The organism is Pseudomonas serbica (genome assembly GCF_028823535.1).
In the GTDB taxonomy this organism is placed as follows: Bacteria; Pseudomonadota; Gammaproteobacteria; order Pseudomonadales; family Pseudomonadaceae; genus Aquipseudomonas; species Aquipseudomonas serbica.
The window spans coordinates 246256-273251 of sequence record NZ_JAQIYM010000090.1 but is presented as its reverse complement, the minus strand read 5'-3'; the positions used below and the strand labels follow the sequence as shown (position 1 = coordinate 273251).

The 26996-nt window shown below is 52.8% G+C and carries 37 protein-coding genes; 27 read left to right on the top strand and 10 right to left on the bottom strand.

Annotated features, from left to right (window positions below):
• The first annotated feature begins 2 nt into the window (after positions 1–2).
• The 11 genes from NQL71_RS31810 (at position 3) to NQL71_RS31760 (ending at position 9354) form a co-directional block, all read left to right on the top strand.
• On the top strand, positions 3–692 hold the full coding sequence (locus NQL71_RS31810) for a hypothetical protein (RefSeq protein WP_274644817.1): 690 nt from the start codon (positions 3–5) through the stop codon (positions 690–692).
• An 86-nt stretch (positions 693–778) separates the two neighbouring features.
• Complete coding sequence (locus NQL71_RS31805; protein WP_274644816.1) at positions 779–1315, top strand: hypothetical protein; 537 nt, start codon at positions 779–781, stop codon at positions 1313–1315.
• A gap of 98 nt (positions 1316–1413) precedes the next feature.
• On the top strand, positions 1414–2775 hold the full coding sequence (locus NQL71_RS31800) for a hypothetical protein (protein ID WP_274644815.1): 1362 nt from the start codon (positions 1414–1416) through the stop codon (positions 2773–2775).
• A 217-nt stretch (positions 2776–2992) separates the two neighbouring features.
• Positions 2993–3310 (top strand): hypothetical protein, encoded by a 318-nt coding sequence (locus NQL71_RS31795; protein WP_274644814.1) that lies wholly within the window; start codon positions 2993–2995, stop codon positions 3308–3310.
• A 21-nt stretch (positions 3311–3331) separates the two neighbouring features.
• Positions 3332–3985 (top strand): phage head-tail adapter protein, encoded by a 654-nt coding sequence (locus NQL71_RS31790; protein ID WP_274644813.1) that lies wholly within the window; start codon positions 3332–3334, stop codon positions 3983–3985.
• A gap of 11 nt (positions 3986–3996) precedes the next feature.
• Entirely contained in the window at positions 3997–4755 is a 759-nt protein-coding gene (locus tag NQL71_RS31785; protein ID WP_274644812.1) for an ATP-grasp domain-containing protein, read from the top strand.
• A 49-nt stretch (positions 4756–4804) separates the two neighbouring features.
• The gene (locus tag NQL71_RS31780; RefSeq protein WP_274644811.1) at positions 4805–5725 is read left to right on the top strand and encodes a hypothetical protein; all 921 of its coding nucleotides are present in this window, start codon (positions 4805–4807) and stop codon (positions 5723–5725) included.
• A gap of 101 nt (positions 5726–5826) precedes the next feature.
• Positions 5827–7302: a hypothetical protein gene (locus NQL71_RS31775; RefSeq protein WP_274644810.1), complete on the top strand. Its 1476-nt coding sequence runs from the start codon at positions 5827–5829 to the stop codon at positions 7300–7302.
• A 72-nt stretch (positions 7303–7374) separates the two neighbouring features.
• On the top strand, positions 7375–7806 hold the full coding sequence (locus NQL71_RS31770; RefSeq protein ID WP_274644809.1) for a hypothetical protein: 432 nt from the start codon (positions 7375–7377) through the stop codon (positions 7804–7806).
• A 3-nt stretch (positions 7807–7809) separates the two neighbouring features.
• The gene (locus NQL71_RS31765; RefSeq protein ID WP_274644808.1) at positions 7810–8568 is read left to right on the top strand and encodes a hypothetical protein; all 759 of its coding nucleotides are present in this window, start codon (positions 7810–7812) and stop codon (positions 8566–8568) included.
• A 48-nt stretch (positions 8569–8616) separates the two neighbouring features.
• Positions 8617–9354: a hypothetical protein gene (locus NQL71_RS31760; protein WP_274644807.1), complete on the top strand. Its 738-nt coding sequence runs from the start codon at positions 8617–8619 to the stop codon at positions 9352–9354.
• A 55-nt stretch (positions 9355–9409) separates the two neighbouring features.
• On the opposite strand, the gene NQL71_RS31755 is transcribed toward NQL71_RS31760, so the two are convergent.
• Positions 9410–10798, bottom strand: a complete 1389-nt coding sequence (locus NQL71_RS31755) for a PhoH family protein (RefSeq protein ID WP_274644806.1) — start codon at positions 10796–10798, stop codon at positions 9410–9412.
• Between the two features lie 305 nt (positions 10799–11103).
• Between NQL71_RS31755 and NQL71_RS31750 the strand changes: the two genes are divergently transcribed.
• The 4 genes from NQL71_RS31750 to NQL71_RS31740 are packed head-to-tail and all read left to right on the top strand — an operon-like array spanning position 11104 to position 13366.
• On the top strand, positions 11104–11751 hold the full coding sequence (locus NQL71_RS31750; RefSeq protein WP_274644805.1) for a hypothetical protein: 648 nt from the start codon (positions 11104–11106) through the stop codon (positions 11749–11751).
• A gap of 53 nt (positions 11752–11804) precedes the next feature.
• Positions 11805–12173 (top strand): hypothetical protein, encoded by a 369-nt coding sequence (locus NQL71_RS31745; RefSeq protein ID WP_274644804.1) that lies wholly within the window; start codon positions 11805–11807, stop codon positions 12171–12173.
• A gap of 22 nt (positions 12174–12195) precedes the next feature.
• Positions 12196–12837, top strand: coding sequence for a DUF6088 family protein (locus NQL71_RS36950; protein ID WP_425520708.1), 642 nt, complete (start codon positions 12196–12198; stop codon positions 12835–12837).
• Positions 12815–13366 carry a hypothetical protein gene (locus tag NQL71_RS31740; protein ID WP_425520707.1) on the top strand — a complete coding sequence of 184 codons (552 nt, stop codon included), beginning with the start codon at positions 12815–12817 and terminating at the stop codon, positions 13364–13366. Before NQL71_RS36950 ends, NQL71_RS31740 begins: the two co-directional genes overlap by 23 nt.
• A 1-nt stretch (position 13367) precedes the next feature.
• Here the strand turns inward: NQL71_RS31740 and NQL71_RS31735 are convergent, their stop codons facing one another.
• On the bottom strand, positions 13368–13862 hold the full coding sequence (locus NQL71_RS31735; protein ID WP_274644802.1) for a hypothetical protein: 495 nt from the start codon (positions 13860–13862) through the stop codon (positions 13368–13370).
• A gap of 154 nt (positions 13863–14016) precedes the next feature.
• On the opposite strand from NQL71_RS31735, the gene NQL71_RS31730 reads away from it, so the two are divergent.
• From NQL71_RS31730 to NQL71_RS31705, 6 genes are all read left to right on the top strand, one after another.
• Entirely contained in the window at positions 14017–14481 is a 465-nt protein-coding gene (locus NQL71_RS31730) for a hypothetical protein (protein ID WP_274644801.1), read from the top strand.
• The gene (locus NQL71_RS31725) at positions 14478–14723 is read left to right on the top strand and encodes a hypothetical protein (protein WP_274644800.1); all 246 of its coding nucleotides are present in this window, start codon (positions 14478–14480) and stop codon (positions 14721–14723) included. Before NQL71_RS31730 ends, NQL71_RS31725 begins: the two co-directional genes overlap by 4 nt.
• 179 nt (positions 14724–14902) lie before the next feature.
• Entirely contained in the window at positions 14903–15226 is a 324-nt protein-coding gene (locus NQL71_RS31720) for a hypothetical protein (RefSeq protein WP_274644799.1), read from the top strand.
• Positions 15216–15719 (top strand): hypothetical protein, encoded by a 504-nt coding sequence (locus tag NQL71_RS31715; RefSeq protein WP_274644798.1) that lies wholly within the window; start codon positions 15216–15218, stop codon positions 15717–15719. Before NQL71_RS31720 ends, NQL71_RS31715 begins: the two co-directional genes overlap by 11 nt.
• Before the next feature lie 255 nt (positions 15720–15974).
• Positions 15975–16316, top strand: coding sequence for a hypothetical protein (locus NQL71_RS31710; RefSeq protein WP_274644797.1), 342 nt, complete (start codon positions 15975–15977; stop codon positions 16314–16316).
• 65 nt (positions 16317–16381) lie between these two features.
• Positions 16382–16834, top strand: a complete 453-nt coding sequence (locus NQL71_RS31705; protein WP_274644796.1) for a YccF domain-containing protein — start codon at positions 16382–16384, stop codon at positions 16832–16834.
• 170 nt (positions 16835–17004) lie between these two features.
• Here the strand turns inward: NQL71_RS31705 and NQL71_RS31700 are convergent, their stop codons facing one another.
• Positions 17005–18117, bottom strand: a complete 1113-nt coding sequence (locus NQL71_RS31700) for a hypothetical protein (RefSeq protein ID WP_274644795.1) — start codon at positions 18115–18117, stop codon at positions 17005–17007.
• 185 nt (positions 18118–18302) lie between these two features.
• On the opposite strand from NQL71_RS31700, the gene NQL71_RS31695 reads away from it, so the two are divergent.
• The 4 genes from NQL71_RS31695 to NQL71_RS31680 are packed head-to-tail and all read left to right on the top strand — an operon-like array spanning position 18303 to position 20388.
• Positions 18303–19016, top strand: coding sequence for a GNAT family N-acetyltransferase (locus NQL71_RS31695; protein WP_274644794.1), 714 nt, complete (start codon positions 18303–18305; stop codon positions 19014–19016).
• Positions 19013–19432: a ParB/Srx family N-terminal domain-containing protein gene (locus NQL71_RS31690; protein WP_274644793.1), complete on the top strand. Its 420-nt coding sequence runs from the start codon at positions 19013–19015 to the stop codon at positions 19430–19432. Before NQL71_RS31695 ends, NQL71_RS31690 begins: the two co-directional genes overlap by 4 nt.
• 12 nt (positions 19433–19444) lie before the next feature.
• Positions 19445–20182 carry a hypothetical protein gene (locus NQL71_RS31685; RefSeq protein ID WP_274644792.1) on the top strand — a complete coding sequence of 246 codons (738 nt, stop codon included), beginning with the start codon at positions 19445–19447 and terminating at the stop codon, positions 20180–20182.
• A 47-nt stretch (positions 20183–20229) separates the two neighbouring features.
• On the top strand, positions 20230–20388 hold the full coding sequence (locus tag NQL71_RS31680) for a hypothetical protein (RefSeq protein ID WP_274644791.1): 159 nt from the start codon (positions 20230–20232) through the stop codon (positions 20386–20388).
• On the opposite strand, the gene NQL71_RS31675 is transcribed toward NQL71_RS31680, so the two are convergent.
• Positions 20373–20657: a hypothetical protein gene (locus NQL71_RS31675; RefSeq protein WP_274644790.1), complete on the bottom strand. Its 285-nt coding sequence runs from the start codon at positions 20655–20657 to the stop codon at positions 20373–20375. The genes NQL71_RS31680 and NQL71_RS31675 overlap by 16 nt on opposite strands.
• Positions 20658–20795: 138 nt before the next feature.
• On the opposite strand from NQL71_RS31675, the gene NQL71_RS31670 reads away from it, so the two are divergent.
• Complete coding sequence (locus tag NQL71_RS31670; RefSeq protein ID WP_274644789.1) at positions 20796–21182, top strand: hypothetical protein; 387 nt, start codon at positions 20796–20798, stop codon at positions 21180–21182.
• Positions 21183–21240: 58 nt separating this feature from the next.
• On the opposite strand, the gene NQL71_RS31665 is transcribed toward NQL71_RS31670, so the two are convergent.
• From NQL71_RS31665 to NQL71_RS31650, 4 genes are all read right to left on the bottom strand, one after another.
• On the bottom strand, positions 21241–21681 hold the full coding sequence (locus NQL71_RS31665) for a hypothetical protein (RefSeq protein ID WP_274644788.1): 441 nt from the start codon (positions 21679–21681) through the stop codon (positions 21241–21243).
• Entirely contained in the window at positions 21671–22999 is a 1329-nt protein-coding gene (locus tag NQL71_RS31660) for a hypothetical protein (protein WP_274644787.1), read from the bottom strand. Before NQL71_RS31660 ends, NQL71_RS31665 begins: the two co-directional genes overlap by 11 nt.
• A 380-nt stretch (positions 23000–23379) precedes the next feature.
• Positions 23380–23769 carry an outer membrane protein assembly factor BamE gene (locus NQL71_RS31655; protein ID WP_274644786.1) on the bottom strand — a complete coding sequence of 130 codons (390 nt, stop codon included), beginning with the start codon at positions 23767–23769 and terminating at the stop codon, positions 23380–23382.
• Between the two features lie 110 nt (positions 23770–23879).
• A complete protein-coding gene (locus NQL71_RS31650; protein WP_274644785.1) occupies positions 23880–24602 on the bottom strand; it encodes a hypothetical protein in 723 nt (240 codons plus the stop codon).
• A 208-nt stretch (positions 24603–24810) separates the two neighbouring features.
• On the opposite strand from NQL71_RS31650, the gene NQL71_RS31645 reads away from it, so the two are divergent.
• A complete protein-coding gene (locus NQL71_RS31645) occupies positions 24811–26076 on the top strand; it encodes a type II toxin-antitoxin system HipA family toxin (RefSeq protein ID WP_274644784.1) in 1266 nt (421 codons plus the stop codon).
• On the opposite strand, the gene NQL71_RS31640 is transcribed toward NQL71_RS31645, so the two are convergent.
• Both NQL71_RS31640 and NQL71_RS31635 read right to left on the bottom strand, forming a co-directional pair.
• Complete coding sequence (locus NQL71_RS31640) at positions 26066–26380, bottom strand: hypothetical protein (protein ID WP_274644783.1); 315 nt, start codon at positions 26378–26380, stop codon at positions 26066–26068. The genes NQL71_RS31645 and NQL71_RS31640 overlap by 11 nt on opposite strands.
• Before the next feature lie 315 nt (positions 26381–26695).
• Entirely contained in the window at positions 26696–26965 is a 270-nt protein-coding gene (locus tag NQL71_RS31635) for a hypothetical protein (RefSeq protein ID WP_274644782.1), read from the bottom strand.
• Positions 26966–26996: the final 31 nt, after the last annotated feature.

Below are 26996 nucleotides of genomic sequence, written 5' to 3'. Positions count from 1 at the left end.
TCATGAGTACTTCAAAGCCTTTCAAAATGCCGAGATGGCTCTGCTGGACGGGTGCGGGGTTTCTGGTGTTAGGCATTTCGCTGCTGGCGCTTCTTGAATGCCCATGGGTGAGGGGCCACTTCAAGCCTGCACCTGAAAAAAGGGTGAGCCTATTGCAGGCTTCACCGTTTGCCGAGGCGGCCAATGTTTCGCAGTTGATGGGCGTCACCACTGCGATCCTGGTGCTAGCTGACGGCACCGTCACCCCAAATGAATCTGTATTTGTCGACAAACTGATCGGGAGTAATAGCCTGCTCGCGCAGGAGCAGGGCGAATTCGACATCTCCTCATCGATGCTCGCTCGCATTGATCCTGAGACCTGGCGCCGTCAATACCAGGCTTGTCTAGATGCCTACCAAATGTTCAGGGGCGATGGCAAAGCACCGCCGTTCACAGCCGGCGATTTGTTTCAGTTCAAAGAGACACTACAAGCCAAGGTCAGCCATACAGACAGCCCACAGGACGATGCGCGGTTGCTGCTTGCGCTATCGCGGCTATGGGAGGGGCCTGAGGGGGATAACGTGTCAGTTGATTCGCAGGAAAGCACCGAGGCGCTGGAACGTGCCGTGATGATTTTTCGCAAACTGCGCAAAATCATAAATCAGCCGGATCAAAAGTTAAATTTAGTGCCGGGCGGGGCAGCAGTACATTGATGCTGGGTTAACCATGGTGGTGTATTGACAGCATGTCAATTTATGATATGGTTCGAGTACTCACTCAAGCAAGATAAGGGATTAAAATGGGTATCTTCAAAAAATCCGTGGTACTGGCCGCTGTGCTGCTGTTGGCCGCGTGTGGCGAATCCAAGATCACCAAGATCGATGGCGCTTCCGATCAGTCGCTCCAGCATACCTTCCGCCAGGTGGTGGGGGATATTCATGATCCATCGCAGATTCTCCAGTGGGATCTCGACCTGAAAATGTTGAAGCATCGCTACCCAGATGGTCAGTACCTCAAGGTACTCCACGGGAAAACCATCGAAGGCATGAAGCCTTTGATCGTTGAAGCCCACACCTTCTACCTGAAAGAGCATCGTGTGCGGATGCTTCGCATCGAGCAGGAACAACTGGATGCCGAGCAGGCCAAGCTGGACGAGTGGAACACCCAACCGGACAGCAATATCAAACCGGTGAGGATGGGGCAACTCGAGGCCAGAGTGAAAATGTACACAAAATCACGTGATGAACTCGCCGCATTGTCGGACGAGCAGTTCGTGAAAATTTACGGTGATGGGGCGTCGTTTTCCGACTACGTAAGGCCGGGGGCAAATTACTAAACCCAATAGCCTAAAAAGCCGGCATCGAGCCGGCTTTTTGTTATCTGGTGTTCATGCAGGACGATACTTAATTTTTTGTCATAACCTGAGCTTAAATAGTGAAAAATACAGAAAGTAAATTGTCTAAGATTCCAACGAATACGAAATTAGTAATTGGGTTGGCATTATTAGGTGTACTTACGGCTGTTGGTGTAACAGTCAAAAGGCTGGTGGATCCTGATCTTGTGATGACCGCCACGCCATGTACGCAGGGCGAATCCGTTTCTGAATGGCTTGGATCACAGACAGCTTTTCTAGAGCATGGATATCAACTCTCTACGAAACCTTCAAACTTGTATGATTCGTGGATTTTTTGGGATGAGCGCGGGATCATTGGTGGCCATAATATTTTCCCAAAATCTCAATTGCATTTGATTCAAGCAGATACAGTAATCAACAGTTATAAGCAGTGTCGAGATTTTTTGGAAGCCCATCACGCTGATCAGTCGTTTTCAAAGACGGAGGTTAGCAACTATCTGACGGCATTGGACGCTACCATCGAGCGCAATAGCCGTTTGGATGAAAGCCGGAAGATGCTTGTTAGCTTCGCCGGTTATTTTAAGACACGCTATGGCGACCATCTCGACGTTAACGACGATGTTGATTTCGAGTTCCGGCGATACCTGACCAGAAGGTTCAAGGAACTTGATAAGAACTATGTATCCGAAGGTGAAGTAGATCAATTTATTCGAGGGTATGAGGTCTCAACATTGCTAGGCGCGATGTCTGCAATATTGGTTTATGCAGATAATACAACTGCCTCTGACAAAGACTTCGATTTCATTGAGGAGTTGGTGAAAAATCCGGAAAAATTTGGTCTTTCCATCCCAGGTGGTGCCGCCAATGAGGTGAAACCGCAGGCGGTTCTGCGAGGATTCGAGAATTCATCGCGATATTTGGATAAGCTGAAAGAAAACGGAAAAATACGGTTGAGTGCAGCTGACGCCACCATCTTGATCAGCAAGATCATGGCAGGTTATCTGGACGGAAAAGATCCGAAGGACGCATTGGAATTAAACAAGAGCTGGGTAAATGCCTGGGTCTTAAACCGCTATTCCGACGAAAGCAAAGTTAAAAACATTGTTGATAAACTGACGAATCACTTCAATTCTCATGCGCTTGAGGTCATGGCAGCTCGATCCGCAGAAGAGCGCATTGTTAGTATGAGGGCGGCTATGCAGAGTGCGATCAACATCCACACTGAAGAGCTCAAAAATGTACAAAAATTGGTAGAAATGCGGGCTATGGATAGTAGCGCTGCCCGTTCGGCGGAAGACAGAGCTGATTACTTGAGGGCGGAAGCCGAGATAGCGATCAAGCAACGTATGGAGGAGGTCGTAAAAGAGCGAGAAATCGTTGCCGGTGTCCAGCAAAGCCGAAAGGCACTGGATAGTCCTGAGGCAAAACCGCCTCAGCAGTAGGCTGCCGGTAGGTTAGGCATGGAATGGCCTATTGACATGTGATACAATAGGCATATATTGACGCTACCTATGCCGCGCTGATTGCAGTGTCTGATTCCAGGGCCAGGGCCCAGGCTGAAACCTGCTTAAACCGCCTTTAATAGGCGGTTTTTTGCTGCTACATAATCGTTATATTGTCGCCACGCCAGTCGTGGGATCTGATGAGGTGTATTGCCAGATGACGACGCTCAAAGATGAGTTTCTTAAAGCTGCCAAGGAAACCCCACGCCTATTTTTCGCACCCTTGATTGGGGCTGTGGAGGCTGTTCGTCGGGAATTCAAGGCGATCAGCGCCGGTGATAAGGAGAAATACGAACGTTATCTTGCCTGCCTGGCACGTCGCCCTCTGACCTCCTACGAGTGGCGCCAAGCGCTTGGTATCAAGGCGCCTGATCAGAGCTTCAACCAGACCCTGAGCGAGCTCCTGGATCACGAGGTGGTCATCCGCGAACCCATTGAAGGCACGCACGTCTATCGGTACCGCCTGCCCACTTGAATACAAAGGATTGCGACACTCATGGTTATGTACCCTAAATTTGTTACTCCAGATGGCGCTGTGTTTGAGGCGTCAGCCAGTCAATTCCATACAATGATCGTTGGAACGACCGGGAAGGGGCGCTCTTTGTTAAGCGAATCGTTTCTGGCGAAGGCGCGACAGGAAGGCAGGTTTGTCATTGACTCCAGTTGCTTTCGTGATGAGGGCGGAAGGGGGTTGCTACCCTACGAGTTCGAAGCATCTCGCAGGCTGGCGTTAGGGCTTTCAGGGCGAAATCCAAGGGCGCTCCAGCGCCGTCGCAAGACGTACATTGTGTCCGATGTTGAACGGCCACGCGGGAAGAAGCACAGGAAAGAAGTTCATCCCATAACCACGGCCAACGGTGTTGTCCTCACTCGGTCATTGGTACGCTCGGCAGTAAATGCTGTTTGTATGCAAACGAATATTGAGCTCAAACAACCGCAAATGATCGCATTCTTAGAGCGTTCAGGCATCGATGCCAGGATTGCCGAGTTCGGCGAGGTGGAAACACAACTGCGTGAAGAACTAAGCAGTGCGCTAGCCTTCGAACTGACCGGTCGGCGGGTGCCAACCTACGGTGATAACATTGTCGACCGCGCTGTGTTCTGGGCGGACTTTGAAAAGGCCGCGAAAGTAGCAGGTTATCAGGTTTGAAGGGGCTGTCCATGCGGGAAGACGATGTTCTTATTGAGCACCGTAGCTTTCGCTTTGGCCCGGAAGAGCACCTGGTTATCAATGCCCTTCATGGCCAGGGCAGAACCTACTTGAAGGCCGCTTCATCGCAGTTGATGCGCAATCGCTTCGATTCGAGCGCCAGCCGGCTGGTTGTGGGTGGGTTGGATTTCATGAAATACGCGCTTCGGCAGCGCGCCCTGCAACTGCCATCAGAGTCCTGCTACCCCGACTGCCTGGCTCACCTGCTGCATCGCGATGTCGGCCTGTCGACGCTCGGGAAGGTGATGGAACGGGTGGCTTACCGGGCCCCGGTGTTTGTGAAGCCCGCGTTGCGCGCAAAACGCTTTACCGGTCTGGTGCTGCGTGAAGCCAATGATTACCGCATGAGCGGGATCCCCAGGTCTGAGTCGGTCTATCACAGTGAGGTGGTACAGTGGCTCAGTGAATGGCGCTGCTACGTCATAGGTCAGGAGTTGCTGTTCCAGGCCTGCTATGCAGGCAATGACCGACTGATGCCTGACGCTACCATCGTTGCCGAGGCTTTGATCCTCATGGCCCAGCAGCCTAACGCACCAATGGGCTACGCCATCGATTTTGGCGTGCTGGCGTGTGGTCGAACCGCCCTGGTCGAATGCAATGACGGCTTTTCCGTTGGCGCCTACGGCGCCCTGCCGGGGGAGAGTTACCTGGCCATGTTGCAAGCGCGATGGGATCAGATGGTCGGGATGGACGCTCGTCTTGTTTGCTAATGCAACTAACCGTTCGATTTCAGTTTATTCAATGAGTTAAGGCGCAATCATGCAGATATGTATCCGTCTTCAGGACACCTTGCGTCCGTTTCGATATGACGACGTTCAGAAGCTGTTCATCGATGGCAATTTCCTGTGCGTTCTTTGCGCCGATGATGTGATCAACAGGTTCCCCTTGGAGGATGTCATCAAGTTTTACGAGACAAATGGTGAGCTCCCACTGGACGCCACCTCGGCGCGGTTCAGAGTCAAAATCTGGCCTAAAAAATCCTCAGACCATGATTTTTTCTACGCTGGGTCAACTGACGAATTCGGCCCGTTCTACCGGGTGACCGGCAGAGGGAATGTGGTGTGTTACCACAGAAGCACCATTTCGTTTGTACAAGAGGAGCCTATCGTTAAATCCGAACGTAAACCTGCGTCCGGGCTCGTGCCAGTCCTCGACTTCTTCAGAGGGGCTCTGGTCGATCTGCAGGTCTTTGAGGTGCATCCTCCGATCATGCCTGAGAAATGCGGTGTTGCTCATCTTCAGCAGCTCTGCAAGGAGGCGCTGGACAATAACCAGCGATACCCGTCGGACAAACTGTGCCGGTGGATGGGCTTTGCTGGCGGGGTGCTCAGCACATTGGACAAGCGCCTTGAATTCAGCGGGTACACCGGGCTGGTTAAAGGTGACCTTACCAGTGCGGCACAGAACGTGCTGTCAAAGCTGTTCGACCGCTACCTTGGGATCATTTCCAAAATTTCCATAGATGCGCCGCTCCGTAAGGAGCTCAAGCCCATCGAGATCATGATCTATGACTCCCTCGAAGTCATTGAAGATTGTGACCTAGAGTCGCAGTCTATTCGCCTGGGCTATGTGCAAGGCGTCCTTGCGGCCAAGGGGCTAATCAGTGTCGATGAGGAGAGGGCCTTCAGCCGACCGCTTCTGCACAGCCTGCACGATCAGCCAATCGCCTCTTTTCCCTAGATGCGTATTGAAATCGCCCAAAGTTCGATCTTGATCTGGTCACCGATACCCAGCCTGCGATAAGGTAAAGGAATTGGGTATTTAGACTTTGGGCGATTGAAATGGCATATAACGCAACGCAGGAAGAGGATGAACTGCTCTACAACTCAATGGAGTTGTACTTGTCGGTCATCGATTACTATAAAGATCGATGCACTCCTGCTGCGATTGAGTCCTGCCGTTTGGACTTTCCAAACCTATTGCGAAAAGACGCAGATGGCCAGGGTATCGCATACAAGGCTGATTGCGTTGATTATCTTATAAAGTCGACCGGGCTGTCAGGGGCGCTTTGCAGTGAATATTTGGCTGTGCGTGGGATTCAATTTGTTCCACCTCAGAATCAAGAGTCATTAAAGCGTTCACCAGTTGAAAGCGTTGCCGAACGCATAAAAAATATTACTAATCTAGAGTTTGATGAGTTTAGCTATAAGCTTTTCAAACAAGTTGATGTAAAGCCACTTCATGCTGTCCTTGATAGTCTTGCGATGGCTGGAAACAGGCTGAATAAGCTAGGTAAATTAATCAGTGATGTTAGATATTACTCACGGCTGAATTTCCAGGGATTGGTCAGTGAGGACGAGTTGGTAGCAAAACCATCGTTAGATTACGTCATGGATTGGATTTCCGAGCGCTTATACTCTCCTGCCAGTGCAGATGAAATGATGAAGTACGTTATCAAAAACGCTTCTTCTATAGATCACCTGGCTAGGTTGACCTCCCAGTACTGCACTGATCCTAGCCAAACACAGGCGCCTGTGGTCAACCTGTGCCGCGAGCAGGATGGCACGCTTAGAAGTAAGGATTACTTCAAAGATCGCCTTGATAATTTTATGCCGGTACTGATTCAGTCGGCATTTCACTTCGATGATCTTGAAGCATTCAAGTATTTGCAAAGTTTACCTGGAATTGCAAAGTACAGGGGTGATGGTACGGTACAGAAAATAGCCAATCACGTTGTCGGCTATTACAAAGTATATGCGGAAGCCAACCCTGAATTTGACATGAAGTCACGATGGCTCTTTAAGGAGTATGGTAATCCTATCCGGCAATACTGGAATGATATTGCTCAGTGCAAGGCATTGGAGTCTGTAGTTAGCGATATTAAAAATGACCATAAATGGTCAGATATTTTCGTGCCGGAGTTTTTAAAATTAGCCCCAGCTGATTTTATAGATCAGTTGCTGACTGCAACCAAGGTCTCGGCTCTAAATGCCAACCGGTTTATATTTGAAATGCATCAAGCGGGAATAGACTGCAATCAAGGTTTTATTCTGACCACAGTTGGTCGGTTCCAGTACGAGGTTCAAAAACATGAGCCTGTCGACCACGCTTTCATGATACGTATGTGCCTGGCCGACCTGAAAAAACCTGGCCGAATTGGCTTCCTCGCGACCGTTCCACTGGAGTTGATCATTGGACATCCACGCCGGGATGAAATGCTCAAGCCGCTGTATGAGCTGACTGGCGAACCTCGGTTGCTGAAAGCCATGAACCTCAAAATGCTCGGTAAGATGTTTGGGCAAGAGTTGGGTATCTGAACCTGCTGTTCTGTGGGGCTCCCGCTACCAGGAGCCCATAGGATATGCGATGATTAGTTATGCTGATTTGAAATGATGGCGCTTACCGTGTGGCGGCAGATTCATGGCCGCCTCGTCGACGTTGGTTGGAAGGAACGGCTTTTTCACGAAGGTATTTCAATGCGCACGGTTTACGCGAAAGAGTTAGTCAACGAGTTCACAGTGGATACCCAGGCTGCCTTGAGGGACGCGCATGCACGATACCTCGACGCTACGCTGCCAGCAGGCCTTTGCACAAATCCAGAGCTAAGTACCGCTGACAGGATGGCTCACGGGTTCTTCCAGGCTGTTTCGGAGTCGGGTGCTGTATATCGCACGGACAAGGACTGCATATCGTTCCTGGTGGCGGTCACCGGGCTTACAGAGCTTCAGTGTGCGGCTTTCATCCTCTCAGAGAGCCAGCCTTGGCATCAGCAGTGGCCAGCCACTGATGCGCAGATGCTTTCGAGTGAAAACAAAGATTGATAATTGACGCGGGCGGAAAGTATGCATAACAACAAGAAGAAGGCTGAAGCCTTCCCGGACTTATCCAAGACCCAGGCGGTAGGCGATGACGGCAAACCACTGCTGCTTTATCGCGGTGAAACAGGAGTGCACAGCGGTAACCCTCTGGCCCTGCAGAGCAAGCTGGGGTCGTACTCGTTCGGTGACCGGAGAATCGCGAACATTTACGCGGGTTTCGACGAGCAAGGTAGGTCGGACTATCAAGGGAACGATTATGGGCCGAAGGAGCAACGACTGTACCAAGTTTATTTGGACATTCAGAACCCTGTCGTCAACTGGAAAGATCCGTTTATTGAATACCCTGATTTGCTCAAAAGCGTCGGTGCCGAGGTCGCTCTCGAGTTGCTAATCAAGCACCAGGATCACGTGTTCAACACCGACAATTGGGGCTCGAACATCGACCCGGATGAGGAGTACGGTGACGTGGCCACTGTGGCACTCAAGGCGCCGGATCTGCTTGAAGAGATTTACCTCGATATCTGGCCGATCCTTGATGATCCACTGTTCGTCAATGAGGCCAGGAAGCGCGGATTTGACGGCGCGATCTACAACGGCACGAATCAGAACTCGCGCTGCCAAGAGTACCGAGTCTTCGATGCAAGCCAGGTAATTTTTGCGCTGACCGGGGAGAGGGCAGAGCCAGAAGCCCCTGTGGCGCCTGTTGCGAAACGGTCACGCATGCGCACCATCGAGCTAGAAGACTCACCAAGTATGAGCATGTGAGGATTGTTTGCGTAAGGGGCAAGCTGTCCATTTTTAAAGGAGACGCCTGTGGCGCGTAGCAAAATAAAAAGAACCTACGACTTTCCTATCGACCTGAGCCAGACCAAGGTAGTGGGTAAAGATGGTAAGCCGCTGTTGGTCTATCGAGGTGAATTCGGCGAGGTTGATGGTAACCCTGCCGGTTTTCAAGCGACACGGGCTTCCTACAGCTTTGGGGATTTGAGGATTGCCAACATTTACTCGAAAAACGGGCCAGCCTCAGAATTGACCTATGATGGCCGCAACCGGGCGCCCAAGGTTTTTGCCGTTTACCTGGATATACGAAACCCGGTCGTTAACTGGGAAGACCCTTTCATTGAGTATCCAGAGATTCTTGCGGCGGTTGGCGAAGAGTTAGCTCTGAAGCTCCTCATCAAGCACCAGAACTATGTCTTCCACACCAGCAACTGGCGTGAAAGGATCGATCCGCAGGGTACATATGGGGATGTCGCTACGCTGGCTGAGAAGGCGCCGCACCTGATCAAGGATCTTTACCTCGATATATTCCCCATCCTGGATGACCACGAGTTTATCGAGGCCGCCAAAAAACGCGGGTTTGACGGGGCAATTTACAACGGCACGGGAGAGAACCTTCTCAGGCAGGAGTACCGCGTTTTCGATCAGAGCCAGGCAATTTTTGCTCTGACAGGGGAAAGGGCTCAGCCGGAACTCCCAGCAACCCAAGCGCCAGCAGCCAGGCGCCAAAGGGCCAAGGCCCGCGATGAAGAGTTATCAATGGGCTTCTGATCAAGTCGGAATAAGAAAGGCGCCCCTGAGGGCGCCTTCTTCGTCACAGGAAGCGTTACAGGTGCGCTTCCGCGTACTCGGCCAGGATGGAGCGGGGCACGCCTTGCAGCGTCAGGTGCGTTCCGTACTCGAAGCCCTTGAAGCGCTCTGTCAGATAAGTCAGGCCAGAACTGGTGGCCGACAGGTAAGGGGTGTCGATTTGCGCCAGGTTACCCAAGCAGATCACCTTGGAACCGTTGCCGGCACGGGTGATGAGGGTTTTCATTTGGTGCGGCGTCAGGTTCTGACATTCGTCGACGATGATCAAGCTTCGCTGGAAGGAACGGCCACGCATGAAGTTCATCGATTTGAACTGCAGCGGCACCTTCTGGAGGATGTACTCGATGCTGCCGGAAGACGACTCATCGTCGGCATGCAATGCTTCCAGGTTGTCGCTGATCGCGCCAAGCCATGGTTCCATCTTCTCGGCCTCGGTGCCTGGCAGAAAGCCGATATCCTCATCCAGGCCCTGCACACTGCGGGTGACGATGATCTTGTCGTAGATCTTGGAGACCATCGTCTGTTCGATTGCAGCTGCGAGTGCCAGGATCGTTTTACCCGAGCCGGCAGAGCCTGCCAGATTCACCAGGTGGATGTCCGGATCCATTAGGCCTTTGAGCGCCAGCGCCTGATAGATATCGCGTGGAATGAGGCCCCAGGCTTCTTGGCTCATCAGTTCGTCTTTGCTGAACTCCTGGATCAGCAGGTATTTGCCATTCACTTCCTTGGCCCAAAACACCTTACCTTCGTCGTCCAGGATGAATTCGTTCACAGACAATGCGGTAATCGGATCAACCAGCTCCACGGTGTGCCAGGTAAACTTGCGGTCTGGACGGGTTTCTACTTTGGCCACGTTGTCCCAGAACGAGCCGGTCACGTGATGGAAGCCATTGGAGAGCAGGTCGACGTCGTCGACCAACTGGTCGGAGCTGTAATCTTCCGAGTCCAGGCCAATCGCACGCGCCTTCAGGCGCATGTTGATGTCCTTGGTGACCAGTACCACCTTGCTCTCAGACGAGCGCTTGAGCTCGATGGCCAGGTTGATGATTTTGTTGTCGTTCACACTGGACGGCAGAATGTTGTTGAGGTCGGGGTGGTCGACCAGAATCGACAGTGTGCCTTTTGGAGCATTTTTGCCCCGCGCAATCGGTACACCGGCCTCGATCTGTTCCGGAGTGGCCGAGCCGAGCAGTTTGTCGATCAGACGGATGGCCTGGCGGCATTCGGCGGCGACGCTGTGCTTTCCGGTTTTCAGTTTGTCGAGTTCTTCAAGCACCGTCATGGGCAGAGCCACGTGGTGTTCTTCGAAGTTCATCAAGGCGTTGGGGTCGTGAATCAGAACGTTGGTGTCGATGACATAGCGGATAGGCGAGGGGGATGCTGCGGCGGCTTTGCGATCAACCATGTGAGACGTTCCTGTTTTTTGTGGCTCCCTTCGCTATGGTGTGCGCAGGAGTCACTTATTATTGGAATTTCAAACGCCATGTAGCCCGGCACCTTTCATGTTGCTCCTTCTGCCGGGAAAAGAAAAGATACCCATCAATTGACGGTCACTTTTTTAAACGCACCTGGACTGGGGCGAGGCAAGGATCCCGTCAATTGTTGACATATAACTGCACCCCTAGATAATGACTTGCAAGTTCGGCAAGCTCACAACCTGGGTCTGATTCGTTGTCGAAAGTGAAAACATAATAAAAATAAGGGGTCACCATGAAACTGTCCGATGTGATCTGCCCAAGCTTCGTTGCCGGCGCGATGGTGAGCCTGGCTATTTCGGCTAGCGCGTACGTCTTTGTTTTAAAGCCTGACCATTACGTCAACAACGCGTACGAGCTAGGTCAAATCGATGTTGCCCTTAACGTCCTTATGGACAAAGGCAATGATCGACCAAAAGAATATTGGCTTGAGGACTTGGCCAGCAAAGGAAATCCACGCGCAGCCACGATGGCGATGGGCGGCTCCGTGAATCGGGAGCTAGAGGCTATGGGGGCGACGAAAGACAGCCTCAAGGGGCTACTTGAGGACAAGGTGACTTACGCGCTGTCTGACAAGATCTTGCTCCAATCCATGGAGACGATGACGGACGTGAATCTGCGTGAATTTCTCACTCAGCACAAACTGAAGTTTGTGCCTTCTGAAAAGAAGTTGATGGAAAAAGAGATTGCCGGCCAGAAGCCCAACGAAGTCACTTGGGTCAATTTCTCCCTTGGCACCAGGTTGTCTGAGATCGATCAGGCCCGTCTAACTGGCTGCCTGGAGAAGCTTGAGGCCGACTGGCCGTCCTGGAAAGGGATCTTCAATGTGTATGCAAAAGGGCTGTGTGCAATCCCCTCGGCAGCGCCAGCATCGGCGCCATAAGGCTTTGAGCAGAGTTGAATCCCTGTTCCACAGACTTTTAGTGAGACCCGAGCATGCCTCATGTGACAGCCGTATATGGAAAATCCGCCGCAATTGACGTTGCTGATGCGTTCTTTGCCCGTAATCAACTCGAGGCGACCAAAGCGTTTTCAGCCCTGGCGGACGAGGTGAGGGCGGTCGGTTTGACCATCGACATCAACCCTTTGGTTGAGGCCAACAAAATGGTCGTATTTATCGGGAAAGCGGACGCTGAGGGCGTTCAGGTTTCTTGGGCCGAGTTCAAAATAGAAGATAATTGTCCAGAGGGCCCATCACCCACCGAGGTCGAGCCTTTCTTTGACCGTTTGCTTTCCATCCTACCTACGCTTGGTTGGTCGGCATGGGATACCGCTGAAGGCGTCGTGGCGCTCAATATCTCCTGACCAACACCTCGAGACACAACAGATGACCCCGATGGCCACCGCAATCCTCACCATTTTCGACCAGGCGCCGGAGGGGGAAATACACTCCGCTGGTGATCTGCTGCACCTCGGGCCCCGTGCTGGTGTGGCGAGGTGCTTATCTCACCTGTGCAAGAACGGAGAGTTGCTTCGGATCGACCGGGGATTGTATGTCAGGCGAATAGCGACAAGGTTCGGCCTCCGTGGGCCATCTATTCCATACCTCATTGATGCGGTGGCAAGGCGTACTGGTGAGACAATCGTCAGCGAGGGTGGCAAGTGCGCTAACCGCCTGGGCTTGACCCTTCACGTTCCGATGAGATCAATCTTTTTGACGTCAGGGGTGACCAGGGTTTTAGCCATTAATCGCGCCCAGGTTGAGTTACGGCACACCAGGTGTTGGACGCTCGCCCTGGGTGGCGGAATTCTGGGCGACGCGGCCCGAGCGGTACAATGGTGCGGCTCGTCTGACCTGCCTGAAACTCTTAAGCGACTTCGTCGGACACTTACGCCGGATGATTGGCGTGCTTTCTGTGAACGACGAGCGCAGTTTCCGGATTGGATGGCCACCGCTGTTGAGCAATACCTGGCCACCGACTTCCCTTCAAGCAGACCAGGGCAGCATGAAAACCAAGTTTTCGATTGAGAAGGGGAGGATCTCGTTGCTGGTGGATCACGGTAAAAACGCCGACGCTGAAAAGCAGGTACTAGCGGCCATGACTCTGTACGAGGGCACCCGCTGCTGGACGATCATCGACATTCGGCTCGACAAGGCGCCGGTGGCCGATCCATGGTCTGGTTCGGGCAGCGGGGAAGACTTCTTTTCCGAATTGAAGCCCAAGTCGCCAGCGGAAGCTGAGGACGCCAAGGCAATGCTAAATGAGTATGAAGAGCGACCGGACGGTACGCTCATGTGGTGTACCTACAACAGTATCGTTCGCGGGGAGCTCGCGATCAATGGCTACACGCCGGTGTCTCCATACGGCCTGAAACGCTACATCCATCACAACAAGTCAGGCGGTATGGACAAGCTCCGTGAAATCAAGGCCTTCTGGAATAATCACCAAGGCACCATCGTGGAAGGGGCGATCTCAAACCCGCACGGCCAACCGAGTGTAACGGAAGTCTGGATGGCGCTCGCGTGCAAGGCGCTCCTTGCCAAGCACGGGCTGTGACTCAGGGTGAAGGCGAAGAATTCTCATCGCAGCGTATTTTTGGAAAGGAAGTGTGTGTCGGCTTTACGGTATGGATAACACCTATCTCGATCCCATAGCAGAAACGATTTGCGTCGTTCGAAATGGTTACCACCTCGGCGACCATCTGGGTAACTGAGGCGTCGGCGTCGAGCCATTCCAGTTCTTTATTCAGAAGCTCACCTTCGGCAGTAGAGTCCTTGGCTGCGATGATCGCCCGCTCCTTAAGGTCTGACTCGTCGACCACAACGGCCTCGATTGTTGCCTGCCAAATATCGGGCCCCCATTTTTCAAGGGAGAGATGAGAAACTTCAAGTCCATCGTTTTCACTGCGCTTGTACCTGGTCAACAGATCCAGAACGTAAGCTTCGTCGTCGACTGTCACCTTCTCGCATTTTTTGTAGTGGTCGAAATCATTTCGATTCACGATTTGAGCAACGACCTGATAAGCCACGATTACGGGTTTGTGCTGACTCAATTTTAAGCCCTCTGTTTTCAATTATTTTACATGAGGAGAACAGGCCCGTAACGGACAGGTTGCAGTCTTTCACTTCTGTCAATTCTTGACAATTATCTGACTTTAAACATAATCCACCGTCACCTTAAAAGTTCCGTTTCTGGAGAAAGTGGTCATGCCAGTCTACAACCCTGAAGAATTCATGGCTCTGCCTGAGCAGGAGCTTGCACAGCAGGCGCACGTGGCAGAACGAAGCCTTCGCATGCGCTCGAACCTTGAAGGCGCTGGAAAGCTGCCAGAGGGGCTTGCAGTGGCCGGCACCTGCAGTTACATCGGCAAGCTCACAGGGATCTACCTGTCAGAACCGGAGTTGCAGGGGGTGTTCTCGCTCTATCCTGCGGAGCGGGCTCGCCTGGCGCGTTATACCACCAGTGACCTGGCCAAGGCGGAAGCGGCCAAGAGCGGCACGGGCAATCAGGACTCTTATTTGATTGCAAACGTGGTGGCAGACTTCTTCGGGCGCACGGTGTGGCCAAGCAACGACTCCTCGGTCGACCGTGCTTCGTTTGCACTGCGCCTGCGCAAGGCCGCCCACAAGATGGGTTACAACGTGATTCACCCGACTGCAATGGCCTCATGATCGGTAATAAACCCCAGCACCAGGTGGATACCTGGAACAAGCGGGTAGAGGTGGGCATCACCGTCATCGAGTTCCGCCCTTACCCGGCTGCCGCTAAGAAGCAATACCGTACCCGCTCGCCGGCGTACCTGCTCAATGGGCACTCACCCGTCGTAGAGCTGGAAGGGAAGGCAGGGACGGTCGACATCAATTGCTGCAAGGTCTTCAAGGGCGCCAGCGGCGAAATGCAGGATTTTCAGTAGCAGAGGAGTCGTTATGTCACGCAAATTTGTTCAGATCGCAGCAATCCCGGCATCATCCGTCGGAGGTGAGCCCTATGTACCGGTTGTTTTTGGCTTGGACAGTGAAGGCGCCGTCTGGTACTCCACGATGAATCCCAGGACTGATAAGTTCGATAAGTGGGAGAGCATGCCAGACATCAATGAAACCGAGTACACACCACCGCGAACAGCTTGACTGTTCGCTGAAAACTCTTAACCCGGTATCAGAGTTGGTAACAATGTCGATAAATTGGTGGTGGAACGGGAACAAGCGTGAGGCCAACAGCTCCGGGCCGTTGAAAACCGGTATTTCTAAGCGAATCCTGCCTGATCACCTGGATCTAATGCGCGACGAAAACTCCTTTGCAGACATGATGTCGCGTAAAGAAGAGATTCAAGCTTGGAGCCTGGGAGATGAGGCTTACGCCGAGTGGAAAAAACGTAATCAGCGCCAACAGCAGGAGCCACGTCCGAATGAGCTTTGATCAGCAAACGACCCAGCGCAAGGGCATCTACATCGCCAGTCGGGCAAGCATTCCAGAACGCTCTGCCGCCTGGCGGCGCCTGCGTGAAGTCGGTTGGGATGTACGCTGCTCCTGGATCGATGCAACAGGGGAAAGCGAACTTGATGATCTGGGCGGTCTTTGGCATAAAATCCAGGGCGAGGTTTGCTCCGCCGAGCGCTTGATTCTGTACGTTGAGCCAGACGACTTCCCCCTAAAAGGCGCATTGGTTGAGGTCGGCATGGCCCTGGCCGTGGGTGTGAAGGTCTACGTTGTGGCCCCTGGGGTTAAAATCGATCCTGAGACCTATCGTCCCCTGGGTTCTTGGGCTTTTCATCCAAACGTGAAAATCGTCCAAGACATTGCGGCGGCCCTTCAGGGTGCCTCAAGGGAAACGGATCTGCTCAATCGATTTCTCTTTTTCGTCGGGCGCTATTTGGATCGATTCAAAAGTTGGCTAAACAGGCTTGATTAACAGGTTCAGAAGCTAGCGTAGGCGGTGCCAAGATGAGATTTAAGCTGAAAAGGTTGCTGAACTCGTTGTTTCCCTCATTCGTCGTTATGCCGGCGAGCAACACTGAGGAGGCTTCAAAGGCCCTGGCTCATAAACTCGTGCGCTCATACTCCCGCAGTAACTTGAATCTCCAACTGGGCCGGTACCTGACCGCAGAACAGCTGGAAGATCGCAAGCGCCAGCTGGCCAAACATTCATTCTTAAAAGGACTCACTCATGAGCCGGATTTCTGAAGTGTTGCCCATGACTTCGCAGGAAGCGGACAACATCCTAGCCGCATTGATGCCTTGGGCTATTGAAAGCCTTGAGCAGGCGATGGCGCGTTATCTGCATTTATGCGGAGCATCGGTGTGCACAGCGGATCCTGTAGTGCTAGAGCAAGACAAGCTGAAGTACCCACATATGGTTTTGCGAGACAATGACGGGGATCCGTATCTCAGCGTCGATGACTGTGTGGATTTCTTATGTGACGTGACGGGGCTAACAGCTGAAAAAAGCTTGGCTTACCAGAAGCGGGTATTCTTAAAATTGTACAAAGAGGCGATCACGCGTCGATAAGCCTGGGTAAGTCACCCACGGCTTCCACAACTGCTGTCGGAACACCACCGGCATGGGGAAATGCAATGCGTTCAATTGGCAACTTTCTTTGGTTCATCCTGGGCGGTGTTTTCATGGGTCTGGCCTGGTGGTTGATCGGCGCCGCGTGCTTCTTAACTATCGTCGGCATCCCTTGGGGTAAGGCATGTTTCGTGATGGGCCAGTTCTCGTTCTTTCCTTTCGGGAACGAGGCTATCAGCCGCAGCGAGTTAAGTCGGACGGTTGATGTCGGCAACAGCGGTTTTGGTCTGCTGGGTAACGTGATCTGGTTCGTCTTCGCCGGTTTTTGGCTTGCGCTTGGACATGTTGCCTCGGCGCTTCTGTGCTTCATCTCGATCATCGGGATTCCGTTTGGCATCCAGCACTTGAAGCTGGCTGGGATTTCCCTGGCGCCAATCGGCAAGACGGTTGTGACGAAGGAAGTGGCCGAAGCTGCTCGCCGGGCCAATGCTGTGGCCAAGGTCAATGCCTTGAGCTGATCGGTATCACCGGTGGATAGACACCGTGTGTTCGTTGTAGGTAGGATTGACTCGTAGGCGCTTGGGCAAAATCGTCAGAACGGTTAAGAGCACCCCTGAAGATCCAAGGGCAAGGTAGATGTAAAAAGGCCACCTGACGGTGGCCTTTTCTTTTGGATGCGATTAGTTAATCACATGCCGAAGCTTGGTTCGTCGTCACGTTCTCGTGCCGGCTTTACTACTTTCTGAACCTGATTGTCCAGGATGCGGTCAGCGGCAAAATCATAACCAGCTGTGCGCAGTTTGGTTACGCATGCTTCGGCGTGAGCGGCGTGATTGTGTTCCACCTCAGCGTAGACTTCCTGGTGATGGCCCAGCAAAAATGGCAACGCCTTGATCTCATTCACCGTTAACGGATTTGAAGAGAACTCATTGACGGTGAACTCCTTAGCAGAGATAAGGAACTCACCTTTATGGCCCCATAGCTTACCCTTCAAGAGCGCCATGAACCTTTGTTTTTCGTATTCATCTGGGATGCTCATCGAAACAGATCCCAGGGCCACTAGAGCGAAAGCAGCAAGCGCCCTTGGTTGCTCAGCAGCTTTGAGGTAAGCAATGGAGAAATCTTTCCTGGACACCTCTGAAAAGGTGTTCGGCAGGCTCATGACGGTTTTGACCGCCTTGTCTTTGAACATAGTGTAATCGCCACTGACAGCGTCTAGGCTGAGGCCTTGCATATCGTAGCTGTTGATCGGACGTTTAAGATCAGGAAATTTACGAACATAACCGCCCATTGCAACGGCTTTAAAGCAATCTGCGTTTGTCATCACATATTCAGTGATCATTGAGCGATGACGCTGCTCTCTTGGATAAATCCCGAATTCTTCGGGATCGCCTGGTGTTAGATGAGCTTTTGATTGATCCAGGCCGTGGTAGAGACTGCCTTGCTCGATTTTTATTGGTGGTGCACCATTAAAATTCTTCGCAGCGGCAGACAATGCTGGATCAAGCAGTGCTTTTATCAGTGCCATCAGGGCCTTTTGCCCTTGATTGGTCAACCTGTCCTCATCAACCTTCGTCAATTTTTGGATCAGTGACATGTCTGAAGGTTGGATTTCGTATTTTTTGATCCAGTAACTTGCGTTCTCGGAAGGGGTGATCAGACCGGCCAAGTGCTTGGCGCTTTCAAGTATGTCAACGATCACATCATTTTCGATGGCGACATCGAGGCGAGCAGTCAGGTTTGGTGCGCGTAGGAATTCCAGTGCGTATGCACCCCGGTGTTGGCTTGTTTGCATGCTCATGACGCTCTCCAATGCTTTTTAGCAGTATAGGGATCGAGAAAGCGTCAGGGCAAGCGCGCAGGCCAATCCTCACTGGGTCGGAAAATCCCTCCGAATCATTGATTTGGGTAAACCTGTCGCTTCCCGGCACCATCGCTCAATGCCTATCATGTAGAGATACAGTACTCGTAAGAAGGACGACTCACATGGCCGAGAATAAGCTCCAGTACGCTCTTTCCTGCGACCGCCTACGGGTCAATGATGACGGCGATCAGGTCTGGCATACGCTGATGGCCAAGGCTGAGCGAATTACCTTTGAAGAACTCTCAGAGGCGTGTGAGCTCAGCAGCTTGCTTGAAGACGGGGAGACGCTGGATGATTACATCTCGGTTGACGATTGGGCTGGCGCCTACAAGGTTGAAACTGATGCTGAGCCAGTCGTCTTCTTGCAGCGGGCCGGTTTCGAGTTATTCTTCACCCATGACGGTCAAGCGCCCACCTACGTTGAACCGCTAGACCGATTCGCCTACGAACACATGATGGAAAACGGCGCTGCCAGGGTGCTGCTCAAGCCAAACGACGCCCGCATCGGCGGTTCATTCGGTTTCGAAGGGGAGCTTGTTGAAATCGACTACGATCTGGACTGCGTGATGGGCGACCGCCCACGCTTCAGACTTTATCGTGATGGGGAGGTGGTGGCCGGTCTACGAATTGACAATGGAGTCGTCGATTCGCTCTACGTGCATAGCCGGATGCGCCGGCACGGACTTGCTACCGAGTTGTTCAACCGGGCTCAGAAAGTCTATGGTCACATTGAGCATTCCACCAGCCTGAACGATGACGGCAAGGCCTTCCGTGCTAGCTTTGATGTCGAGCCAGAAGACACATCAAACCTGGATGACGAGGAATTCTCGTTGTGAGAAAACCACGTCCGACGCAATCGCTGGACAAGATCTACACCCAGAGAGAACTGGAAGATATGGACGTCGACGAGCTCGATGTTCTGGCCTACGGCTGCAAGGGCGGTGACATTTGCACGTTCAAGCCCTCGGAACTCCGGATCAAATGGAAAGAAGACCTGGGTAACCCTCAATACAAGTTTGAGCAGGACGGCATGGCCTGGGTCAGGTCGGTCATCTTTGATGAGCCTGTTGAGGTCTCAGTCAGCGAGGATGGCGTCTTCGAGCTTGAGGATGGCCATCACCGGTGGTTCGCCGCGACCAAGCTTGGTTTGGAGCTCAAGGCCGTCATCGAGGTGAAGGGGAATCCGATAAGGACGATCCTGGCCCGACAAGAAAAAGCTCTAAAATCCGACAATTCGACCCCCACACCATAAGGCGTTCGGTACATGACAATCATCATCGGGATGCACCTCGGGACACACTCAGTCGTCATCTCAGATACACGATCAACTGTCGGCGGAGAAATCTCCAGCGACAAAACAGAGAAGCTCCATGTATCTGCCAATCATGCTGCCGTGATGGCTGGAAGTCATTACCTGGGATCCATTGGAATTGGATCGCTGAAAGACAAAGAAGTCAGAAATACAGATGACGTTTTGGATCTCTCAGAAGTTGTACTCGCTGCGGCCAAAGCCCCATTTTACGAAATGACGATTGTGCAAGAGCGCACGATTTTCATGATTGCGTCGACGGTTGAGGAGAAAGCGAGGCTCTTCTTTTTGGAGCTAGATGATCTCCCCAATGGTGGTTGCATAAAAGATCAGCGTGAGCTGGAGAAAGGCCAGGTTGGGTTCGGTGGGCCGGCAGGCCTGTCAGAAGACGAGCACTTAGCCTTACGAGCTGAGGTAACCGGCATCCTGGACGAATTTATGGAGACGAAGGCTCGCTACCTCAATCCTGAAAATACCAAAGGGATCAGCGAGTTGCTATTTTCACTCGGAAAGGTGCTTACACGACTTGCTGAGACGACCCCAAGCATTTCCAGCATGTTCGACGTTGCCATTAAGAGTTCGACGGGGTTGACCATCCAGGGTGAGATCAACTTTAAAAAGCGTCGTGTGGTGAACCTGCATCAGCGCTTGGAAAAGCGCTGGGACTACGAGGTCGACGGCTACGCGCCCTGATCATGCAATGAATTAAGCCCAATAAAAATAAAAACAAAGAGGCTCAAATGAAAAACCTGAAGTTTACGAAAATCCCCCTCGACCCGAATAACCGCATGCTCCGGGTGGGCGCGGGTCTCCATGACGGTAAGTGGTTTTTTCGAATTGATCTCTGGTGCGCCGGCTATCGCATTACTGGCGCCAGCGAGGATCAGAAAACAGGCTGACTGAGCACAATTTCATTAATTGAGCGAAGGCGGTCGTTCGCCTGCTGCATCATTACTGCCCTGGCCGGGGTGTGATCTTCGGGGTAGCAGTCTACAGACATTCCTGGGAATCGGAATTTTCCGCCGAACCCCAGCTTTCCATTGATGCGGAATTCGCGAGGTGGATTTTCCTCGGTGAACGCCAGGGTGAATGCGCTCTCGGCGGATGGCAGGGCACCGCATTCGTCGATCAGCACGCTGTACACCAATTTAGCCGTCGTCTCGTTCAAGATCACTTCCTGGCCAACCTGAATGTTGGATAAAAAATCATTTAAAAACCTACGATCAAAGCCTTTTCTATCGCCAAAAAAGCTATGATCAGGTGCAGGAAATTAGGAACCTTAACTATACAGGCAAGGAGTTATGCAGTGGTTCAAAATATCGATCTTGAAGTGCACGAGAAGCGGCACACGGCCTTTCATCAAAAGCGACTTGAGCGTGCGAAGGCTCAGGTTTTTGACACACCTGTGACCGCGTTTTTGAGTGATGTGTTCATCACGTCCTGTACTGCCGTCGGTGTCACGTTTGAGCACAAAAATCAGAACGCTTTTACAGGGCGTTTCGTGGACGGCCATCGCATCCGCACCTCAGACATTCAACGGGCTGAAAAGCAGGGCCGTTTCTGGGTACTGACCACGATGAACAGCACCTACGTGGTGTCCTCGTTTAAAAGGGAAATCGGCAGGGCGAGCCTTCACAAGTTCCTGGCCATTGCCAAAGGCAGCTACCACCACACGCCTGCCAGTCGCCACTAAGGCCATTCGCGTGAAGCCTGTGCCGAGAAAGCCGGCACAGGATCGAAACAAACAAGAATCAAACTGCTTTTTGAACTACCAGGTCTGAGCTTTCATAGCTTTTCATGAATTTCTCAGCCTCTTTCCAGGCTTGCCCATCATCGCCCTGCAACATGTCCTTGATGCGGTCGGTGGCCTGGGTGAGCATGGCGCGTAGTTTGCGGATCTCCCCAAGTTCCTTGATCCTGCTCTCACGTAGGTCGACCAAGTCGCGCTTCATCCGCTCGATCTCAGGGGCGTCCGGGTGGTCGTAGAGATTGGTCAACCAGGAGGCGTATTTCTCCCCCAAGTGCTTCGCCCAGCGCTCAGATGTCTCTTCATCATCGGTGAAGTCGTAGCCGCCTTCGCCATTGAACATACGCCAGGCCACAGGGTCTGGAGTCACCACCGGTTGTGGCGGGGTGGAGGGGGTGTGGCACTCCATGCAAAAGTTACGACCGTGTCCGCATTTATTGGCCATTGGTTGGATCTCCGTTTGCATCGTTCTGCAGTTTTGTGCGTTCGGCTACTTCACCGGCGTTCAAAACGGATGCGGTTTCAACCGCCAGCTGCGCCAGGTTGTCATCACAGACATTGGACAGGTGCAGCCAATGATTGAGGAGCTCCTTCAGCTCGCGGGTGTGAGCCCGCAGCATGGCAATCTCCAGCAACTGGGCATCGTCGTCGTTCAGAACCTCGCCAAAGAGCTTACTGATCGAACGAACACTGGGTTTGGCGATGTTGCCTCGCAGCATGTTGACCAGAACCACCTCTGGGTCTTTCAACATTTCGACCTGGGCCTGCAGGGCCGCGTGTTGATCGCTGAGGGAACGCCCCGATTCGACGAGGGCAATCGGGTGGGTTTGCTCCAGCCATGCCTTAAACGCGCCCTCAGGGGCCTTGCCCATCGGAAGAGAGGACAGCGATTCCAGTATCGTTTGTGCTGATTTAGAACGTTCGCTGCTGAATGCACCAGAGCCGTCGAGTGACACAACATGCTTGCGAGGTGCGCTAACGGGTTCAATCGATGAGGCAATCAACTCCTCGAGTAACTTGATGGATTTGCCCTTCCAGTCCGGATCGCCGCCGTCGAGCACCTTCCGCAAGGAGATCAGCGTTGCACCTTGCTGGTCGAACCGCGACTCTAACTTTTCCAGCTCCCGTCGGGATTCACCCCATTGATCTTCCAAGGCTTCGCTGGATGCCTTGTAGATGTCACGCTCAGGCGTCATGATCTGAACCATCTGAGTCAGTTCAGCGTTTTTCTTCTCTACGTCTTCGACGGCGCTTTCAAGCCTGGAAACCTTGATCAGCGTCTTGCTTAGCATGGAGAGGACGTCGTCAATCACCATTGGCGTGAGCGTACCGGGGGATGATTCCGTGATGGTGCCAGCGGCATTGATGGCCTTCTTTTCTTCGCGAATGATCCGACTCACCTCCGGCCAGTTGAAGCCGAAGGTGCCGTTCTCACGTGGATCCCGATGGAAGTGCCAAGCGACCACTCGCGAATCAACGTTGTACAGGGCGTATGCCTGCATCTGCTCTGCGGTGTAGGCTGCAGTCGAGGGATCACCCATCAGCGAATGGCGGGTTTCAGGAAGCGGGAGCAGCGACACTGTCTTGCCGGGCCTGGCCAGCGCTTCCCGCAATTCGTGCAGGCCATTCACGATCATCGTTTCAGCATATTCGCTTACGCTTTGTGGGTAACCGTTTGGCACGCGCCAAGACTTTTCGATGGTCTCGAGGAGTTCCCGGCGCATGCTCAGTCTTTCTGTACTCATCACGACGATCCTTGCCAAGCAGGTGAGAAATAGGAGGAGACGATGGTAATCGCCTATGGGTCGTTGTCAATATATGGATAATAATTATATAGCCACAGGAACCCGAGCCGTCGTGGAGGCCTCGACAAGAGAGGCGTCGCCCATTCAGATCGAAGATCTGGCTTAACCAGGTGCAGTGTAGGGCGGTTGACGGCAAAGTGGGCATCACCTCGGGCGCCGCGTTCCCCCGTTTGTGTCTCAGGGTGGTCGGCTCCAACTTTAAGCCGCTGACGCGGAGTGGGCGAGGGGCTCTGGCCTTTCCCCTTGCCCGGCACAGATCTTTACCGACATGTTACTTTTGGGTGGCAAAAGAAAAGGCCAACACCTTTCGATGTTGACCTTGCTTTGAAAACGGATTGTTACTTGATGTTGGCCGCGTCCAGCAGGGCGTTGCCCGAGCCACCAGCAGAACCGCCCGCTTTGTAGAAGTTCAGCAGGACGCCCTTGGCGTTCCACTCGAAAACTGTGGTTTCCTGCTTGTTCGGCGCGAACGGCATTGCCGCGATCAGGGTGTAGGGGTAGCTCCACACTTCTTTGCCGGTGACTTCAGCTTTGCTGGCCGGATAACCGATGGCAGCTACCACTTGATCCTGGGTGGTTTTGCCTTTCTTGAAGCTTTGCAGCTGCTGATCGGTCACTTGGGTACCGGTGGTGTAATCCATCTTTTTCACGACGGAGTTAACTTGCGCACAGCCACCCAGCAGAGCCAGGGACATTACGGCGGCGGACAGCAACAGAGTCTTTTTCATGCAGGGCTTTCCTTAAACACATGTCAGTGATGAGCTTTGATGATGCCCATGAATTGACATACTGTCAATATGATATAACACGCCAAATGGAAATAAATCTTTGCCGTGTTTTAAGCGGGTATTTCAAGGGTTACAAAGTAGTCGTTCAGGGTCTTGATCACGCCGAGGTTGGCCTTAACTTCCGCCAGCGTCAGGTTACTGCACAGGTATTCGACCAGGTGAGTGTGAAGGAAAAACACCTCGTCACTTACGTAGTCCGGAGAAACGCGTGAAGCGTCGTGTTGTCCGAATACCTCATGCAGGTTCCAGATCGAGACCTTTTTGTTGAGATCCCGCTCAACCGCCTTGACTAGAACAGTGAGGGCCAGGCTTGCACCTTCGAATCCAAAGTCCTGCAGCACGTCGGAGCGCACAGTCATAACCCTAAGGGCGCTGTTGTCGCGGTGCTTTTTCAGGGTGTAACTAATCGACTTCTTCTCGACTGTGCACGCAGCCAATTTGAGGGCATGTTCGTAAGCGGCGGCAATTAACAACAGGTTCTTGTCGATGCCTTTGCGCAGGTGCGACTCGTACGCGGTGATCGTGGACTGGAGAAGCAGCTTTCCCGGCATGCTCAGTGCCGACCGAGCAGTATTGGCCCCATGGCGATTTGCGTCGACAAACGCCTGGGTAGGGCCATCCAGCACAGCACGGGTGTTTCCACGCCGGTACATTTCCATAGTGGCCTCAAACCACCAGGTCAGCACAGCAGGGTTGAAATCGGCGCACTCAGGCGTGAGAGCCAGCTCCATGGCATTGTTGGTGCGTTTGATCCCCATGTAGTCGATAGACAAAGCGTGGCCTCCTGGGCGACCTGGTGGAATTGCGCAATGAGCAGATCATATCAGAATGGCTGTGTGGCTAATGATCCTTTCAGGCGGGTTTACCATCGATTAGAGGGGCCATTTCACCATATGGTCATCGCAGCGATTAACCCTTGACCAGCTACCATATCTTGAACATTCTCGTTACAACGAAGGGAAAGTGAAGGTAGGTTATGGCATGAAGATCAAGAACCTGAACGTAGCCGTACCAGAAGGCCCGTCGGGCGTCTTGCACAAAGGCTCCCAGTTCCTTTACAGCTATGAGGGAGCTGATGAGCAAGCCAGGGAAGTTTCGCTGGTCATGCCAAGCGCAAACGCTCCCTTCAGGTCGAGTACACTGCACCCGATATTCGACATGAATGTACCTGAAGGGTACCTGGCCGATCAGATCCGGCGCAGGATGGCCAAGCACCTGCCGCTCGATGAGATGCGGATGCTCTCGTTGATCGGTGAAAACCAGATTGGACGTCTTACGCTCCGAGACCCCCTGTCGACAGGGGCGACGATAACACCGCAGGTTGGACTCAAAGAGCTTCTCAACGAGAAGCAGTCCGCAAAGATCTTTGAGTTCCTGGTCGACGCCCACTTTGCCTCGGGTATTTCCGGTGTACAGCCCAAAGTACTTGTCCCGGATCTGGACAAGCAGGATGCCTTTCGCGGTGCCTTAGGAGCCTCTGACCTGATCGTGAAATCTGGTTCAGAGCAGTACCATGGGTTGGCTCAGAATGAGTTCCTGTGCATGGAGGCGGCTCGGTTGGCAGGTATTTCAACGCCGGCCTACTGGCTCTCCGACAGCCGCGAGCTGTTCATCATGGAGCGGTTCGATCTTACCCCGGAAGGCCTTCTGGGCTTCGAGGACATGGCGGTTTTGCTCAGGCTGCCCAAGGATCAACACGACAACTACAAGTACTCCCAGAGCTACGAGGTAGTCTCCAGGGTGGTGAATGACCTGTGCCAAGACAAGGATCGCGAGCTGGAGGCGTTTTTCGCCTCGTTCTGCTTATCCGTGATGGTGCGCAACGGCGATGCTCACCTCAAGAACTTTGGCCTGCTCTACACCCATCCAGGGGATAGGGCGTCGGTCAGGCTGTCCCCCATCTTTGACGTGACCACAACTACCATCTACGACCACTACAACCCGAAATCCGGACAAAGCCTGGTTGATCGCACCATGGCGCTCAAACTTAATGGCAAGAAGAACTACCCGACCCGCCAGGAACTCCTGGCCTTCGGCTCGAACCAATGCATGTTGCGCCGGCCAGAAGACGTGATCAACCGGATTGCCGAGGCCATGCACGAAGCCTTGCGGATCAACCGTGACCGCCTCGATCCGAGCCTGCACGCCGCGATGAGTAAGGAATGGGAGGCTGGGATCGTCATGGCATTGCACCCAGCACTGGGAAAAGGCTTTCGCCGGAGCCCGGTCAAAAATATCAAAGAGTAATCTGAAGGGCCGAGCCGATTGGCTTATTGAGTACAGCATCCAGTTCCGGCTGAGTGATGGGCATTTCTTCCAATTCCTCCTGCACCTGGTCGGCAACCATCTCCGGTACCGAGTGACTGATGGCGTTATAGGCCAGTTCGTTTACAAGGCTCAGGAAGCCCTCTGGCTCCTTGAAGGGAGCGAGCGCATTGGAAAGGCTTCTCGACGCGGTGCTGAGGCGATTCAAATGATCAATTTCAACCAACGCAGCAAGAATCAGGTTGTTGCGGTAATCGATGAATGGGTTGTTCTGAGGGAATTTCATTGTTGGCACCTTTTCTTGTGGTGTTGTTTACGTTGCGAGATACCGTCGGCTACGTAGCAGGCACGCCGCAACGTAGGTACGCTCTGGCCCAAATCGCAGTCTGGATTTCCCATTGTGGTAGGTTTATCAGCCGTAACGTTTCATCCTTGAAAGTGAGCGTACGGCACTGGCTGAATACATCCGGAGAGACGCTGAAGAACAGATCGCTGTCCATGTGATACATCTCGATCAGCCCGGATTCCGTCATGCCTTTAACCATCACGGATCCGCAGAATGGCGGCACTTTCCAGAGTAGGGCGGCGCCCGGTCGGGCAATCACCGTCTTGAACTCTTGCGGAGGTACTTAAGCCTGGAGAAAGGGGCTTTTGGATTTTCAATCGCGTCGAAGATCAGAATGATAGGCAGACCAGTCGAATAGAACAGGCCGCAGAGCAGAGAGATCTGCCAGCAGTACCGTCCAAATTTGCCATCCTCGACGAAAACCAAGACGGTGTAGTAAACAAACACGCAGGCCCAGATACAGGCCAGAATCTTGATGGCTAACAAGATGAACACCATAGCGATGGCGGCATCCAAAGCGACCATGGCGACAATGGATAGCGCGAGAATATGTGTT